The organism is Deinococcus betulae (genome assembly GCF_020166395.1).
In the GTDB taxonomy this organism is placed as follows: Bacteria; Deinococcota; Deinococci; order Deinococcales; family Deinococcaceae; genus Deinococcus; species Deinococcus betulae.
On sequence record NZ_JAIQXU010000048.1, the window covers coordinates 1 to 15589 of the forward strand.

The 15589-nt window shown below is 59.0% G+C and carries 12 protein-coding genes; 7 read left to right on the forward strand and 5 right to left on the reverse strand.

The window, feature by feature from the left end; translation table 11 throughout:
- Positions 1-743: 743 nt before the first annotated feature.
- Positions 744-1052, forward strand: coding sequence for a hypothetical protein (locus tag K7W42_RS21735; RefSeq protein ID WP_224577379.1), 309 nt, complete (start codon positions 744-746; stop codon positions 1050-1052).
- 260 nt (positions 1053-1312) lie between these two features.
- Here K7W42_RS21735 and K7W42_RS21740 read toward each other — a convergent pair whose 3' ends face one another.
- Together K7W42_RS21740 and K7W42_RS21745 are read right to left on the reverse strand one after the other, a co-directional pair.
- Positions 1313-2878 (reverse strand): TULIP family P47-like protein, encoded by a 1566-nt coding sequence (locus K7W42_RS21740; RefSeq protein ID WP_224577381.1) that lies wholly within the window; start codon positions 2876-2878, stop codon positions 1313-1315.
- A gap of 20 nt (positions 2879-2898) precedes the next feature.
- A complete protein-coding gene (locus K7W42_RS21745; protein ID WP_224577383.1) occupies positions 2899-4182 on the reverse strand; it encodes a TULIP family P47-like protein in 1284 nt (427 codons plus the stop codon).
- A 668-nt stretch (positions 4183-4850) separates the two neighbouring features.
- Here K7W42_RS21745 and K7W42_RS21750 point away from each other — a divergent pair.
- Positions 4851-7385 carry an ATP-binding protein gene (locus tag K7W42_RS21750; RefSeq protein ID WP_224577385.1) on the forward strand — a complete coding sequence of 845 codons (2535 nt, stop codon included), beginning with the start codon at positions 4851-4853 and terminating at the stop codon, positions 7383-7385.
- Here K7W42_RS21750 and K7W42_RS21755 read toward each other — a convergent pair.
- Positions 7380-8972 carry a TULIP family P47-like protein gene (locus K7W42_RS21755; RefSeq protein ID WP_224577387.1) on the reverse strand — a complete coding sequence of 531 codons (1593 nt, stop codon included), beginning with the start codon at positions 8970-8972 and terminating at the stop codon, positions 7380-7382. The genes K7W42_RS21750 and K7W42_RS21755 overlap by 6 nt on opposite strands.
- Before the next feature lie 300 nt (positions 8973-9272).
- Here K7W42_RS21755 and K7W42_RS21760 point away from each other — a divergent pair, with 300 nt between their 5' ends.
- The gene (locus tag K7W42_RS21760) at positions 9273-10313 is read left to right on the forward strand and encodes a GNAT family N-acetyltransferase (RefSeq protein WP_224577389.1); all 1041 of its coding nucleotides are present in this window, start codon (positions 9273-9275) and stop codon (positions 10311-10313) included.
- A 151-nt stretch (positions 10314-10464) separates the two neighbouring features.
- On the opposite strand, the gene K7W42_RS21765 is transcribed toward K7W42_RS21760, so the two are convergent.
- Both K7W42_RS21765 and K7W42_RS21770 read right to left on the reverse strand, forming a co-directional pair.
- Positions 10465-11112: a hypothetical protein gene (locus K7W42_RS21765; protein ID WP_224577391.1), complete on the reverse strand. Its 648-nt coding sequence runs from the start codon at positions 11110-11112 to the stop codon at positions 10465-10467.
- Positions 11113-11300: 188 nt separating this feature from the next.
- The gene (locus K7W42_RS21770) at positions 11301-11549 is read right to left on the reverse strand and encodes a hypothetical protein (RefSeq protein ID WP_224577394.1); all 249 of its coding nucleotides are present in this window, start codon (positions 11547-11549) and stop codon (positions 11301-11303) included.
- A 287-nt stretch (positions 11550-11836) separates the two neighbouring features.
- Between K7W42_RS21770 and K7W42_RS21775 the strand changes: the two genes are divergently transcribed.
- The 4 genes from K7W42_RS21775 to K7W42_RS21790 form a co-directional block, all read left to right on the forward strand.
- A complete protein-coding gene (locus K7W42_RS21775; protein WP_224577396.1) occupies positions 11837-13111 on the forward strand; it encodes an MFS transporter in 1275 nt (424 codons plus the stop codon).
- Positions 13112-13878: 767 nt separating this feature from the next.
- Complete coding sequence (locus tag K7W42_RS21780) at positions 13879-14400, forward strand: hypothetical protein (protein WP_224577398.1); 522 nt, start codon at positions 13879-13881, stop codon at positions 14398-14400.
- Between the two features lie 120 nt (positions 14401-14520).
- A complete protein-coding gene (locus tag K7W42_RS21785) occupies positions 14521-14874 on the forward strand; it encodes a helix-turn-helix domain-containing protein (protein WP_224577400.1) in 354 nt (117 codons plus the stop codon).
- Positions 14875-15324: 450 nt separating this feature from the next.
- Positions 15325-15589, forward strand: a 265-nt coding sequence (locus K7W42_RS21790) for a hypothetical protein (RefSeq protein ID WP_224577404.1), incomplete at its 3' end; no start/stop codon positions are given.

Below are 15589 nucleotides of genomic sequence, written 5' to 3' on the forward strand. Positions count from 1 at the left end.
GTCCATCTTCATCCCAAGACGGCGCTGATCGGCGATGTCGGCTACCAGGGCGTCTGGCGGCATCACGGTCACTCGATCACACCGCACAACGGGACGAAGAAAGCGCCGTTAACGCCTGAACAGCGTTAGCAGAACCAGGAACTGGCGTCGACCCGCCTGCGGGTTGAGCATGTTATTCAGCGTCTGAAGATTTTTCGCGTGCTGAAGGACGTCTACCGTCACCGGAGGCGGCGCTTCTCCTTACGCGTCAATCTTATTGCGGCGGTGTGTAACCGCACCGTTGTCAGCGTGCCGTGACCTCACAGGAGGTCTCGTGTGCCGTTTGTCTGGCGGGCCCTGCTGTTCGTGACGCGCGAGCGTTAAGCTCAGAGCGCCCAGACATCAAAAGGGTCGTGCTTGGGTACTCTTGGGATGAACCGGCCGCCCGCAGCGTGACTCCCCAGCGCATTCGCCTCTATCCGTCCATCCGGAACAGCCCGGACAGCGCGACTCTTCGGAGCATTCTGGCCGCAGATGCGTGCGCGCCCGGCGCCGCTCCCGGGTAAGGTACACGGGTGACTCTTCGCTCCCACCTTCTGATCTCCCTGTGCACCGCCGTGATCACTGGAGGGGCCCAGGCGGGCAGTGCCGGTACGCTCCCGCTGATACCGACCCAGGTGCAGGTGGGGCAGGTCTGGCAGCTGACCGCTCGTCCCGCAGCAGGCAAGCCGGTGACGGCCGATCTCTAGGTCGAGCGTGAGTTCTTGCTGGTCGGGTCCACCTCGCGCACCTTCGCATTGACCTCGCCTGGCGCGGGCAGCGACCTATTTTTTATACCGTCCGATCAGGGCCTTGCGCTGAGTCTGCTGTATGGCAAAGATCGCGTCTACCGGTGCTTCGGTCTGTGGCCGGTGGGCGCGCGGCAGGTCAGCGGCGTGCTGCTGAGCGGGTCGGCGGAGCGGACGAATACCCAGCTCGCCCAGGCGCAGCGAGGATCGGACTACAGCTTTCCCTCCCTGATGGCCTTGATGCGTCGAGGTGGAGCCGGGACCTGCACCATCACCCTGCGCTGAGCGGGTGCGGAACAGAGTCGGCTCACGTAGACCCGGATTCCTCCTCGCAGGGAACGAAGGCTGCGAGAAATCAGCTTAAAGACTCACTTTCGCAGGAGCTTTATTGTGGGGAACGGGTCTGCGGAGCGTCGCCGTGAGCCAGCAGCGAAGTGACAAAGTCCTGCTAGCGAGAAGAGATGCAGGAGGCGGCTTGATTCTCAAGCCGCCTCCTGGGCCACCCTAGCTCCGCTGAGGTTAAGTTGCCAGAACCTACTGTATCGTTAGTTCGCCACTAGAGAACCAGACAATTGCAGCGTACCGTTCAAACTGGCCTGCTTCAAGGTAAATTCCGCATCATTTGACCAAGTATATTTTAGAGCTGTGTTGGCGATAAGGTCATTCAGAGGGGGCAGTTCGTCTGGAACATCACCAGCCATCCATTCTGGGATTGCCTCAGCCACCACCATGACTGCCTCAACTAATCCTACAGCGACAATAGTTATTATTATCGTCTTGGATACATTTGCAGCAGTTGCGCTGGCGGCTCCAATCCAAACGCCAATAACAGCAACGATCATGTCTATAAGTGCAAGAGTAATTTCCACCCAATCGGCAATATCGGTCCAACTGTTTTCAACAGGGCTTTGGGCTTCGTAGTAAGTGATATACTGCTTACCGTTCTTCTCAATCAAATTGTATTTATAGAATGCTGTCGTCTCTATATATGTGTCAATTCCAGGAGAGACATGTATACAAACGTACGTATAAATTTCTAGCTGGTCGCCATTAATCTTCAGATGAAAATTTTTCACTTTTGGGGTATAAGAGCTCCCAGCGACAGAGACGTCATCTAGATTGAAAGTTTGTCCTGCCGACAGAGTGATTTGCGAGTTATCAACTCTAAAAGTATCAGAATTAGCATTTTTGAAAGCAATTGTCATGCTTGGCAGTATCATATTGGCATACATTAGATCGGGCGAGATATTGAAGCAAGTGTCGTATCCCAAAGGTATAGATCCTGGCTGTAAGCTAGGCAATGAATTCCTTGAGCTTCGATTATTAACCATGCTCAAGACTGCGAAGAATGATGAATTAGGTTCACTTCCCCTTTGATATGCATAAGCTGTTTCGGTGGGTTGAATCCAGTTAAAGCTAGAATCTGTACCTTGACCATTTAAAGTAAATGTGTTGAAAACATGTTGAAACGCTGAAAGATTTTTACTCCCCCAGCTTTCGAGCACACTGGTCAAGCCAGCTAAAACGTCCGGGATATCATCTGCCGGGATGTTTGACACGTCCCCTAGATCAATATCCATAATTGAGAGTGCTGGTGTCTGGAGGGTCGCCACCGGATTGACCTTGTACTCAAACATTTGGCCATTTCCACTCTCCTGCTTAGGCTCAGCCTCGACAGCTCGGAGAGACACTTCTACATAGGCAGTCGCGCCTTTAATAAGGTAAGACATTTTTGCATCGTCAGAACCAATCGTGAGATTGCAGCTGATATCATTCCAAGTCATTGTAAGGCGATCACCGCTTAGATCGCCAGCTGACGCCAGGAGCCAAGCTCCGAATGATCCACTCTCAGCTTTAACGGCAGCCGTAATTTTAGTTGCGAGAACATCTTCCTGCCAATCTTGAGGATACTGATCTCGATTTTTTTCCATATTGTTGATAATGAAATTGTTCAGCTGTTCATATGTAGCCGAGAACACTGTATCCCAATTGTTCGTCAGAAAAGGTTGTGAAGCCGCCACCTTCTGATGCCGTTTAGGTCTCGAATTTGGGTTAAAAAATTCGATTCTCGTGCCAGATTCAGTTTTTAGAATATTCTTGATTTTTAACATTTTATACTCCTCTATTGATGCTACAGATTTGCAAATGTTAGCAGATCGGTGTTGAGAGTTACACCAACAGCATGTGAGCTTTGGCTTTGTGACCACCCGACATTGGTTTGTATAGCCGAGAGTCCGAGCTTATTAAGCAAGCCCACTAAGTCATCTTGGATGTCACTAGAGATGACGCTGACAATGGCGTCGGTTACGGAATATACGATCGGTCCACCTGCAGCCCACCACCAGGGAATTTCTGCGTCATGATGAACTATCGGAAATGGGTCCGATGCGAAACTCAATTGCTGCTTAGCTTCTGAAAATAATAAAGGAAGGCTAGCTTGATATGAGAATGTCATATTAATTCCCATATAAAGATCACAATGACCATTTAGTGAAATAGAAACTACATTATGCCCATTGTTAACTATCATTTCGTCAATTACCGGCGTATAATTGATAGACCCAACTTTAACCTCACTTAGATTGAAAGAATGCCTAACTGTAATTCGGCTATTATTTCTATCAAATTGCAAATTATCAGCTGATAAGTGACCCTGAAATGAAGCGGGCAGCTGTGGCATAATCACATACTGCAAAAACGTATTCCCACTGAGGACCGTAGTACTGTTACTTCCTGAAGCACCGGGTAAAAAAGACGCTTCAAGCGTTGTGGCGTTAGGCTTCGTATGGCCATCAAGCATAGCAAGGATAGCTAAGTAGCCTGCATAATTTGCTGCAGTCAGCGATGTATACGCTGACGATGTTGTCTGTAACCACGGTTCGCCTGACACCAACAGGGTCGCCAACACGGCATTCAGCGGCGCTGCATGGTCGGCTACCACTTGTGCCATCTGGTTTTGAAGATCTCGCTGTCCATCAAGGCCGAGGTCATTCAAGACATCCACAGGGCCTTCAATGATCATCGGCGTCACCTTGCCAGGTTGCGGCGGATCCCCCAACAATCCCGCTTGCGATAAATCCATCGTCAAGCTCTCCGCGCCACTCAATGCCAGAAATTCAAGAGAGATCGCCATCTCTAAGCCAACATTTAAAAGATCTAATGTCGCTCCATCTTCAGAGGTGTAGACTCCTTCCACAATTTGAAAGTACAGGAGCAGGAGATTAGCCTGAGTGCTAGGGCGTATGCCCAGCGGACCAATGGTGCCCTGAGCGGTGTATGGTCTCGGTGCACCATGGGCGTTCCCGCCCTGAATAGTGAACGTGCTCAGCACTTCGGCACTCCTGGGTCCGAGTCCAAGATTGATAAAACTCAGTGGCGCCACAGCAGCGGTATCCCAGCCTTCTAAAGAGGGCATATCCTCTCTCCCACTGCTGGCGGCCGGAACACGTCCCTGGTATGGGCGCGCATTCTCACGTGTAATAGGTCAAACATAGATCACTCGCTCCTCCTTCACTGCTGGGTCAACGGGGCGACAAGACTTGGACACGGAGGCGTCCAGACGAATACGTGCAGTTTTGCCTGATGTGTCAGCTTTTCCCTGAACGTGCCTCAAGTCTGCCTAGGGTCCAGTAAGCTGGCCGTAAACGTCTCGTAAACAGATTGAAAGTCTAGGTTTATGTCGGGCCAGGGGTGGCGAAAATTGGACGCTACTTCATGTCATCTCGTCAACTGACGGGCGAACGGAGTCTGTAACCTGATTGAAGGGAATTTCACTGCCAACGCTGTCGGGCTTCAATCCTCTGATTTCACGTCCGCCCTGCTGCTGGCCTGTCAGCTCGTCTCAACAAGTTGCCAAGATCTTCTCTTCAGACTGCGGCCACCGTGACTATCCCCTCCTCACCAGCGGTGTCCTGTCTGCCTTATCTTCAGACGCTCGGCACCTGGAGTCTTTCCTCTAGGCTCCTGACGCGGCCACTCGCACTGTTGCTCCTCACGTACCTGGCCGTTGAAGGGCCGCAGCGACGTTCTACGCTCTGGACCCTGTTCTGGCCTGATGCCGCACATCCCACAACGAATCTGCGGATGACACTGCGCCATATCCAGCGTCAAGCCTCAGGCGTCATGTCTCAGCCCACGCCAGACACGCTGGCTTTCGACGGACCATGTGACTACCAAGAACTGTGCACGGCGCTGGGACGGCATGAGGTGGCCGAGCTCCTTCGTCTCTACAGGGGCTGTTTTCTCTATCAGGTTCGGATTCCCGAACACCTGACTGACCTCACTGAATGGGCCCAGTCGGTACAAATGACGACTGCCCGTCGTGTTCGGGCCAGTCTGCTTCAAGGGGCCGATTACGCCCTGCAGGACAGGCAGGTTGATGAAGCGCGTCTTCTGGTTGAACGAGCGACGCAGTTACCAGGCGCGCCACTCTTTGCGACAACTGAACTCGAGCACATCTGCCGCCTGCTTCACGCCACGACCAGTTCACTCCTTCCCCCCCTTCTGGCAGAATTGCAGGCCCACGGGGTACAGCTGACGCTTCAGCCGCCAGCCGCTCGGCCACCCTCTCGCCCGATTCTCTTGCCCCGGCACCACACGCCCTTCTTTGGCCGGACGGAACAGGTCGAAGCGATGTGCGACCTGTTAAGCCGATCCGATGTGCAACTAGTCACGGTTCAAGGAGAAGGAGGCATAGGCAAAACGAAACTCGCGGTTGAAGTGGCTCACCGGGCGACACTCCCGGTTCTTTTTCTTCCGTTGGAGCACCATTCGTCGGCAGCGAGGGCGGCCGCATGGCTGAGCGACGCCCTCCAACTGTCAACTGAGCGCCCCCTCCTTGACCGTATGGCCGCTTATTTTCAGCGGATACCTACACTGCTGGTGCTTGATAATGCAGAACACCTTACCGATCTTCTTCCTGGACTGGCTGAGCTCCTCCAACGCTGTCCGGCCCTCAAGGTGTTGGTCACGTCTCGGATTCGCCTGGGCCTTCAAGAAGAATGGGTCGTGCCTCTCGCTGGACTGGCACATAGGGCTGCTCAAGACAATGAGGCCATCCAATTTTTTGTGAGTCGTGTTCAGCGGCTTCAGCCTGGCTTTCGCATGGAGACAGCTTCGCTTCCTCTGTTAAGAGAACTGGTCACCCTGACAGCAGGCTCGCCTCTCGCCTTGGAACTGTCAGCAGGATGGATGCGGACCTTGACCCTCTCTGAAGTCTTGGAAGCGATGCGTGAGCACCCCTCTACCCTCACCGCCGCCGACCAGAATGTGCCCGCGAGACACCAAAGTATGATGGAGGTGTTTAAGCAGTCTTGGAGTCGCCTTCCTGATGACGAGCGCCAGGTGCTCACTGGACTCAGCGTGTTTCAAGATGGGTTCACGTTGGAAGCGGCGTCGGCCGTCACAGGGGCGACACCTGCGGTGCTGGCACTGTTGGTTGATCATTCTCTCTTGTGGTGGGACGCGGCAGGCCGGTTTCGTCAGCATCCGCTGGGGCGGCAGTATGCCAGTGTTCAATTACAGCTTGACCCTGTGGTAGAAACGGCCCACAAGCGGCGTCATGCCGAGTACTACGTGGCCTTGGTCGAACCTTGGTTCAGGACACTGCACTCCCAAGGACAGACCCTTCTTCCTCGATTGGATCAAGAGGCCTCCAATCTGCGAGCCGTCTTCCAGTGGGCAGGGCAGGCACAGGAGGCAGAAATCACACTTCGATTGGGAACCGCCCTGTTCTACTACTGGTTCCTTTACCGCCCAAGCCAGAGTCCGGTGCGGTGGGTTCGCACTGCACTGGACTCTGAGGCAGTCACCGGCGAAGTCCGGGTGCGCGCTTTGTGGGTACTGGGCGCCCTGCTCTTGCGGCAGCGTGAGGTCCTCGAAGCTCGACTCTGGCTCACAGCCTGCCGAGATCTCAGCCGTCACCTTAGACTGCCGGCCTGGGAAGCAGAGGCGGAATTGAATCTGGGTGCCTGCGCCCTCAGACGCGGAGACCTGCCTCTGGCCCAGTTGGCGTGTTCAAGGAGCTTGACGCTCTTTGAGCAGGCGGGTGCAGACTTGACCGCCGTCAAGATGTACTTGGGCGTGGTGGCAAGTCGGGGTGGAGAGGGTGCGACGGCTCATCAATGGTATCTCGAGGCGCTTCAAGAGGCGGAGCGCACGCACAATCACTTGGACCGGGTCAATGTGCTTCGTCATCTGGGCGAATGGGCATTGTCGGCTGGGGATCTGGACAAGGCCCAGGAGTCGCTGCTGACCTGTTTACGAGAGTCGCAGCGCTTGCACGTGCCGCTCGTGGCGGTCCACAGTTTGAATGGGCTGGCTGGCCTCCTGAGCTTGCGAGGGAGTGCTGACGTGGCCGTCAGTGTCTGGACGACCTGGGAGACCCTGGTAGATGCACAGGGGTTGAAGCTGATTATTGAAGCCCCACCGCTTTTGCGAGAACTTCGCGCTGCCACCCAGATCCACCTTCGACCCAGTCAAATTGAACATGCTCAGGCACGGGGTCAGGCGTGGTCATTGACAGAGGTTCACGATGTGCTGATGACCTTCCTGAATATGAAGAACAGCACGACCTTCAGCCCAAGTGCAGGTCGTGCTGTCGGCTGCAATGGGTTATGACGTGGGTGCGGGGACCATCACGCCAGACATCTGAAAAGCGCCATTCAGCGAGACGTCCGTCAGTTGAAAGATTTGGCCCGTGTGCTGTCCGCTTTGATCTTGATCTGTGGGAGACCAAGTGTAGGCATTGGTCGCGTTGAGAAAGAGACTGGTGATAGGAGGCACAGTGGCTGGAACATCGCCGGCAATCCATACAGGCGTCTGAGCAATGACATCAACGACTGCAGTCACTACACCACCGACCATAAGACCTACGATCAGGCGCTGAATGGTCGCTTCCGCCGCCCCAGTCGCAGCGCCGATTGCAGCGCCCGCAACGGACAAGATAATGCCAGCGACCTCTTCAGCCACCGTGACCCAGTCAGCCACGACAGACCAAGACTTTTGAAATGGGTCTTGGGCCTGAACATAGGTAATGGCTTGCTCACCTTTAGCGTTCTCGATCAGTTTGAGATGATAGTAAGAGGTACTTTCGATATACGCGTCAATGCCTGGTGAAATGGGAACATGCACGAAGGCGTAGACTTCCAGTTGGGTTGCATTAATCTTGACCGTGAACTGTTGCATGATCATGTCGTAATTGATGGCGCCGACTTTAGTAGTTCCTATCTTGAGCGTAGTGTTCGGCGTCAGCGTCAATTGATCATTGTTGTAGATAAAGGTGGATGCGTTGGCCTCAGAAAATTGGAGATGGAGGCTGGGCAGAAGCATTTGGGTCATCAGCATCTCCTGCGACAGGCTGTAGCAGGCTTGTTGACCTGTAGGAATTGAACCGGCATTGACTTGAGGTACGGCATTTGGCGGAATGGGTCGTTGATTGACCATTCCGAGTACAGCGAAAGAGGAAGTATCGAATTGGTCCGTACTGGCATAAGCATAGGCTGAAGCAGAGGGGACCAACCATTGAAAAGCGCTGTCAGATTTTTGAGTGTCTAACGTGACCGTAGCGAAGACATGTTTAAATTGCTGAAGATTATTCTTATCGTTGGCCCACGCCACGAGGAGGTTGCCGATAGCTTTAGCATCATCGGGGTCGATAGCCTCCTCGTCTCCAGAGAGGACACTGGAAATAGTGAGGAGGGGTGTAGTCGGTGTTGCCGTAGCGTCGACCATATAGTGATAGGTGTCACCTTGGTCCGCTTGCGCCTTTGCAGAAGAGGCGAGCGCCTGTAAGGAGAGCTTGACGTAAGCGATTAGATTTTTGTAGTCAACGGTTCCATCAACGTATTGAATGGAACAAAGCGGGATGTGCCAGGCCATCGTCAGAGTCGTTCCACTCTCACCTTTGACAGGATAAAGTGTCCAGGGCTCAAAGCTTCCTGCGCCAGAGTACCCAGCGCTGACCCTTGATGGCGAGATCGTGGCGGCCCACTGCGTCGGATAATTTTCAGGGTAGGCAGATGAACCCTGCCGAATCGACTCATTCATTTGGCTGTAACTTGCGGCAAACACCGTATCCCAGTTATTGGTCTGAAACGGTTCGGGATCGCTAAGGACCAGCTGAGGGTTTTTCGGTCGATGGTGCGTGTTGATGATCTCAATACGGGTGCCGGTTGGCACGGACGTGCGTTCACCAAGGTGATACATAGATCGTCTCCTCCAGTCGCAGTGGCCAAAATCGGCGCACAGAAATGACGTCCCCCAAGGCATAGGGCGACAGCGCAGAGCGGTAAACACGGAAGCTCTGATGAGCTGCACCAAGTGTGCCGAGGTAACCGTAAGCGGTGCGTAAACCCGAATGCTGAGTGCGTAAATTGCACAATCCAAGAGGCTTCTTGAGGGGTCATGCCTTGTGCCGGAGAAGGTCACAGCAACATGGTGACAACCAAATCTATGTCTTCGCCTGCTTCCGCTGAGTCACTCCTCCACAGGCCGTACGATGCACCTATGGATCACATCCGCCCTTTCGTCGCTGCCGATGATGAGGCCTATACCCAACTGCTCCGCACCAGCCCAGACACTGGCCTGGTGCAGTTCGCCCGGGAGTTTCAGTGTCCCCCTTCCGCGGCATTACCAGCCCTGCATCATGATGCACACACCGCTGTCGCCGTGAACGAACAGGCGCAACTCAGCGGCACGGGGACGGTGTCGTTCAGCACGCTTCGGGTGCACGATCAGCTCCTCCCGTCGGCGTATCTTTCAGCCCTCGCCGTCCATCCAGCCCATCGCCACCGGGGCGTCGCCAGGACCCTGGCCGCCTGGCGTTTTCAAGTGGCACAGGAGCGGCTGGGTGACACCAGCGTGGTCTACGCCCTCATTCAACAGGGCAATGAAGGGTCGCTCCGTACGGCCCGCACCTGGCAACCTGAGGTGCTGGGCCGCGTCGTGGTCGCGCCTGTCCCGGTCAGAACTCGGCCAGTACCCGCGCGAGCAGGGCTCCGAGTGCGCTCCGTGACCCCCGACGACTGGCCAGAAGTGGCGGCCGGGCTAAAGGCGTTCAATGCCGCCTTTGCATTAGCGCCCGAGACGACGGCGCTTGAGTTAAGTCAGTGGCAGGCTGAACGGTTGATGGGATATCCCTGGCGGCATTATTTGGTCGTCACCGATGACCTGGGCACCATTCTTGCCGGTGTTGGGATGACGGAACTGGCTCGTCACAGCGTGTTGCGGGTGTCCGCCATGCCCCTGGCCCTTCGTTGGCTGAATGCGGCAGTGCGTGTCGTCCCTCCAGACGGCGCATTGCGACTGCTGCAAGTCGAGAAAGCGTTTGTTCTGCCAGGTCAAGAAGCCGCAGGACAGTATCTGATGCAGTCCGCGCGGTGGCTGTGGCGGGATCTGGGATCTCATTTGAGTGTCACGTTTGACCCTCGTGGACCACTCGCCCAGATGTATGCTTTGCCCCGGTGGCTGCCGACGACCGAGCTTCGTGTGGCCCTCCGAGCCCCAGGTCATCTCGCAGAAGACGCGCTCGTGCATCCAGACGCCTAAGAGCTGGGCGAGGTCGATGTTGGGAATCGTCCGCTCATCCGAGGCCCAGGGGTCCGGGTCCGGCCAGCGGCCCTGCGCGAGCGCCGCCGCATGCTGAGCGATGGCGGCCGTCCCTGACCAAGCCTGACGCGCTTGCATCAGCAGCGCCTCCTTAGGCTGCTGATACTGGTTCAAGGCCTCCTGGGCTTCCGGTGGCTTCTGCACCCGTGGTGGCCGGGGCAATCACCAGACCCCACGGCAGTCCTCGCCAGCGGTCATCCAGCGCCGAGAGCAAGGTCAGGCCGTCCTGCACGAACGCGGGCCCCCGCAGCTGCTGACCATCCCACCACAACAGCGGCACCCGCTGCTGCCCATACGTGCCTAGCTCCATCACCAGGGTGCCCGCTGCCGTGATGCGCTCATCAACCTCGGACACGGCCACGCGAGCACCTGCCAGCAGCGCCGTCCGGGCGGCCTCGGCGGTCGGGAAGACCCCAGGCCACACCCCGCGCACCGAAGGGGCCCACAGCACCCAGCCCAGGGCCTCGCCCGTTTCCGACCGTAAGGGCGCCGCTCGCCAGACACCCGACCAGGGCAGGGCCGACCAGATCTCATCCTGACCGAACCGCCCCCAGGCGCTCGCCATCAGCCGCCGCAACTCCGCGTCGCTGGGTGTGACGCGGCCCGGCACCTGGGCTAGTACCCACCGGAGGCGCGCCCAGGTGAACACCTGCTCACCCGCCCCCAGTTGGTAGCGCCGGGCCGGTGCGCCCAGGGCCACCGCCCACCCGCTCAGGGGATGGTGACGGTCCTGGTTCATGCCGCTGTGCAGCTCGTCCCAATAGAACAGTACACGGGACCCGGTGCGGGAAGGGGAGACGGCGGCGGCCGCAACTGGCGGTCCAGCGCGGCCACAGCCAAGTTCTCCAGGTGGGCGGCCTGCGCGAACCGCTGCGCCTGGTCCAGTGGGACGGTCGTGCGCTGGACCAGGCCCCAGGCCACCTGCCCCTAGAGCCAGCCGGCTGGCAAGGTCGGGCGCAGCAGGTCCGCCACCGCCGGCAGCCAGCGGTCCGGGGGCACCAGCTCGCCCGTCGCCAAGTCGGTGACCGGCAAGGCGGGCGGGACGTGCACCGGCAGGCCCGTCCAGTCCAGGGTGGGCTGCACCTCTTGCTGGAGGTCGTGGACGCGGTACCCCAGGGCCTGGGCCAACCAGGTCTGGGCGGTGGCCAGGGGCAGCTGGGCGGGGAGTAACCACATTCACCCGAAAACACCCGTTCAGAAAAAATCCTCGTCTGGGATGAAGTTCGCGGAAGAGTCATCCTGCGTCCGCTTCCACCGCTCCTGCCGCTTTACCAGGCTCCATTCAGCGCAACACTGAGGGCAAGTTCTTGGCCATTCAGCGGAAGCGACTCCGCCACCGCTAAGCACTCTCGCCCATCCATTCCTCTGCCACATCCATGAGGATGAAGCGTCACCACGCTGCCCTCTCCGCCTCTGCCCAGCGCCGCAGGACGGCTTGTCGTGCAGCCCGGAGAGGAGCCCAAATGACCATCCCCCAGAAGAACGACCCCGCTGACCGCGCCTGGAGCAATCCGAATTTCAGACAGGTCTGGTCCGCCCTCAGTGTCTCCCTCGTGGGCTCGCACCTGACGGCCCTGGCCCTCCCTCTCCTGGCGGTGCTCACCCTTCAAGCGACCCCGCTCCAGATGGGCTATCTGCTCGCGGCTAAAAGCCTGCCGTCCCTCCTGTTTAGCTTCGTCGCGGGCGCCTGGATTGACCGCCTGGCCCAGAAGCGCCACCTCATGATCTGGATGGATCTGCTCCGCGCCCTGCTCTTGCTCTCCCTCCCCGTGGCCGCGGTCACCGATGTCCTCACCCTGCCGCAACTCTATGTGGTGGCCTTCCTCCTGGGCACCTGCACCATGCTCTTTGAGATTGCCCACTACGCTTACGTCCCAGCCATCCTCCCCGAGTCGCAGCTGCTGGACGGCAACAGCCGCTTACAGGTGAGCTATTCCGCCGCCAGTGCCGCTGGACCAGGCCTGGCTGGTCTGCTGATTCAGGCCTTGACCGCGCCCTTTGCGCTGGTCTTCGATGCGCTCACCTATCTCGTGTCCGCGCTCTTTCTCACTCGGATTCAGGCGGAGAATCCACCTCCTCGCCCCCCTCAACCGTTCAGGGTCGTGCAGGACGTTCGGGCTGGACTCACAGCGCTGCTGGGGCATCCCCTCCTGGGCCTCTGGGCACGCTGTGGGACAGGCATTATTTTCTTCACAGGCGCGTTTGAAGGACAGTACGTGCTGTACCTGACTCAAGCGCTGCACCTGTCGCCCGGCTGGATTGGCGCGGTCGTCACGGTAGGTGGCTTGGCGGGTGTCCTGGGGGCGCTCCACACGAAGGGCGTCGCGCAGCGCCTACCCGTGGGCCGCACGATCATCCTCGGCTTCCTGGTGTGGCCCCTGAGTCTGGTGCTGGTGCCGCTGGCCTCGGGGCCTTTGGCGGTGATTCTTGGCGTGTTGATGTTCGCTCGCGTGGTCAGCAGCCTGACGTTGACGGTCTCGAATGTCCAGCAGCTGAGCTTGCGGCAGCTGGTGACGCCTGAACATTTGCGGGCGCGTATCTCGGCGAGCAACCGCTTCCTGATTGAGAGTACCCACGCGCTGGGAGCGGTGTTTGGGGGAGCGCTCGCGACGGGCGTGGGCCTGCGAACGGCCCTCCTCCTCTGTGCAGCAGTGGCAGTGGCCTGCTTCATCCCGCTTTTCTTTTCAGCGTTGTGGAAGGTGCGTCGCATGCCCACCGCACCGGCGCCCACGGTGTAGCACTTGGAGATGCGCTGCTCAACGCATCTCCTGAGCGGCTTGTACCCGAACAGCTTGGCCGTGACCGCGCACTAACAGAGCGGGGAGCATCTACTGAGCATTCGCTCAACGGGTGTTTTCAGGCGAATGTGGTGACCACCCGCTGGGCCCCTTTGGCCAGGCCACAGGCACAGCGGGTGAGCGGTCCCTGAAGATCGACCGTGGTGACCGGAATGCGCATGTGAGGGTCTTTGCCGCAGGGCAGGATTCAGGTGCTGGCTGGCCGAATCCGCTGCGGACATGAACCGGCGATCGGAGAGGAGCGGGGAGACACCACGCTTCGCGGCACAGCCTTTGCCCCTGGCCAGCGGCACGAGGGAAGTCAACCCCGCTGCCCCAGAGTCTAGGCAGCGACCCGTCAGTGTTGTCAAGCCACAGGGCCGCTGCGCCTTCACGGGTGTAGGGCCTACTCGCGACGGCTGCACGTCTCTCCCATGACGCCCGATGACCCAGAACCTTTGTCGTTGAGCAGCCCCTCGTCACTGAAGGTCAAACCGGTTCTCACTTGATCACTTGAGGCCAGCGGCTCGCTGCAGCGCAGGTCTGGCCCGCCTCCGGCGAGCCCACACGTGCTCAGTTCAGCCGATCCCCGCCCGCTGGACCACGACACACCCAGGAGGCCTCCCTATGACGCACCCCACCTCTGACGCCATCACACCCCGCACTAATCGCGCTCCCTCCGAGCGAACCTTCAACCGCCCCACCCCACAGACCCTAGGCAACCCGCCATGCTGATCCTCGAGACCGTGCACTTCACCGACCAGGGCGTGAGCATCACCCCGCGCCTCCTCTCCGGCGCCCTCACCCTCACTGAGATCGACGACCTCCTCGACCAAGCGGTCGACGCCGCCAGCGAGCCTGAGGACGACCGAGGCCCGGTATTTGAAACGCAAGGGCAGATTGGCCGCCGCATCGTCGTTGGGGACCGGGCGCGCCTGGACACCGACCTCGTGGTGGTCAGCCTCCGACGCGCGCAGCAGGCCGACTACGGCCGTGAACTCGCGCCCGCCTTGCCGGCCCTGGCCGCCTTAGGCGATGCGGCTGTGACCTTGACCGGCTGGGTCAACGCTGGGCGGCAGCTGGACGAGCACAGCCTGCACGCCGCCGGCCTCGCTGCCGCGTTCGCGCACCCCCTCAGCCTCGTGCCACTTCTTTACGCGGCCACGACGATTCAAGCTCAGCAGGCTGCTCAGCTCATCCGAACCTCGTGTGACCTGCCACTGGAGGAACACTCGGAGCGTGAGCGCTGAGGCACCAACGCTCGGCCTCCAGCCTGACACCAGAGGCGGGTGACATGCTCCAGACAAAAGAGGTCGCATGTTTTCCGCCTTTGGCGTATTCTTTGCCCTCTCGCTCTCCGGAGGTTCCATATGTCCACTCCATTGCTCGGGCCTGTCCTCCTCGCTCTCTGGCAGCACGGGCCCCTCCCTGAACACGAGCTGCTGGTCCTCCTGCCCGACGCCACCTCTGCCCAGGTCACTCCAGCGCTCACCACTTTGATTGAGGAAGGTCTGATCGAGTCCTGCCCCGACCGCCACGGCACCCTGTACGGCCCAGCGGTCCTGTGCGACGAGACCATCGCCCAGCAGGCCTACGCTCGGTATACAGGCTCGCCCCGCTGTTCCGGCTGTGGCTGCACCGACACTTGGCCCTGCCCGGACGGGTGCTGGTGGGTCACGCCAGACCGGTGCAGCTCTTGCGCCGGCAGGGGGCTCGTGGCATGACGCCCCTCCCACACCTCAGTCAACTGTCAGACGACGAGTGGGCACAGTATGTGGCCGCTGCGCGCCACCGTCTCCGGTCCTGGCAAGACGCTCGGGCCGGCACCGCCGCCGCTTCAGGCGAAGCGGCGTCTCGCTCGTCTCCGCCAGACCTGAGCCCGCCTCGCTGCAGATGAAGCGTTAGAACCCGCGGCCATTGCCAATCACCCCCAGTGCAGGCACCGTGACCACCATGTCGAGACTTGTCATTGGTGGACCATGAGGCCGTCTGTTCCTCCTCGCCCCATTACGACCAAAGGTGAAACCGTCCTGTGGGCCATGCAACAGCGTCCCCATGACTGGTGGCCGTTCCTCTCTGGTGGTCTTGGGGACGTCCTTTGCCGGGGCCAGGACGGACTACGGTTTCCACCTTCGTCCATTTCGATTGGGCTTATGGAACTGGAGGCCCATGGCTTGATCACCCGGCGCTGTGCACCCCGGCCCGGCGAAACAGAGGCCGAGGCCAGACACGCGGTCAGAACTGAAGCGCGGGCCAGGGCGACCGCGCTGGCCGCCGCCCGGGCCGCACGTCCTTGGTGGCAGTGGTGGCGGACCATCGACAGCCCACGCGACCCCGCCCCGCGCCGCCCACAGGCTCGCCTCACCGATCAAGGCCGGGCCACTCTAGTTGGGCCACCCAGCAAGACGGCGGCGCGCTTCCGCCTAGCTGTACTTCGGG

Excerpts from the sequence above, each read along its gene's own strand:
- K7W42_RS21740 (WP_224577381.1), bottom strand. The coding sequence starts at position 2,878 with ATGTTAAAAATCAAGAATATTCTAAAAACTGAATCTGGCACGAGAATC.
- K7W42_RS21745 (WP_224577383.1), bottom strand. The coding sequence starts at position 4,182 with ATGCCCTCTTTAGAAGGCTGGGATACCGCTGCTGTGGCGCCACTGAGT.
- K7W42_RS21750 (WP_224577385.1), top strand. The coding sequence starts at position 4,851 with ATGACACTGCGCCATATCCAGCGTCAAGCCTCAGGCGTCATGTCTCAG.
- K7W42_RS21755 (WP_224577387.1), bottom strand. The coding sequence starts at position 8,972 with ATGTATCACCTTGGTGAACGCACGTCCGTGCCAACCGGCACCCGTATT.
- K7W42_RS21760 (WP_224577389.1), top strand. The coding sequence starts at position 9,273 with ATGGATCACATCCGCCCTTTCGTCGCTGCCGATGATGAGGCCTATACC.
- K7W42_RS21765 (WP_224577391.1), bottom strand. The coding sequence starts at position 11,112 with ATGAACCAGGACCGTCACCATCCCCTGAGCGGGTGGGCGGTGGCCCTG.
- K7W42_RS21770 (WP_224577394.1), bottom strand. The coding sequence starts at position 11,549 with ATGTGGTTACTCCCCGCCCAGCTGCCCCTGGCCACCGCCCAGACCTGG.
- K7W42_RS21775 (WP_224577396.1), top strand. The coding sequence starts at position 11,837 with ATGACCATCCCCCAGAAGAACGACCCCGCTGACCGCGCCTGGAGCAAT.
- K7W42_RS21780 (WP_224577398.1), top strand. The coding sequence starts at position 13,879 with ATGCTGATCCTCGAGACCGTGCACTTCACCGACCAGGGCGTGAGCATC.
- K7W42_RS21785 (WP_224577400.1), top strand. The coding sequence starts at position 14,521 with ATGTCCACTCCATTGCTCGGGCCTGTCCTCCTCGCTCTCTGGCAGCAC.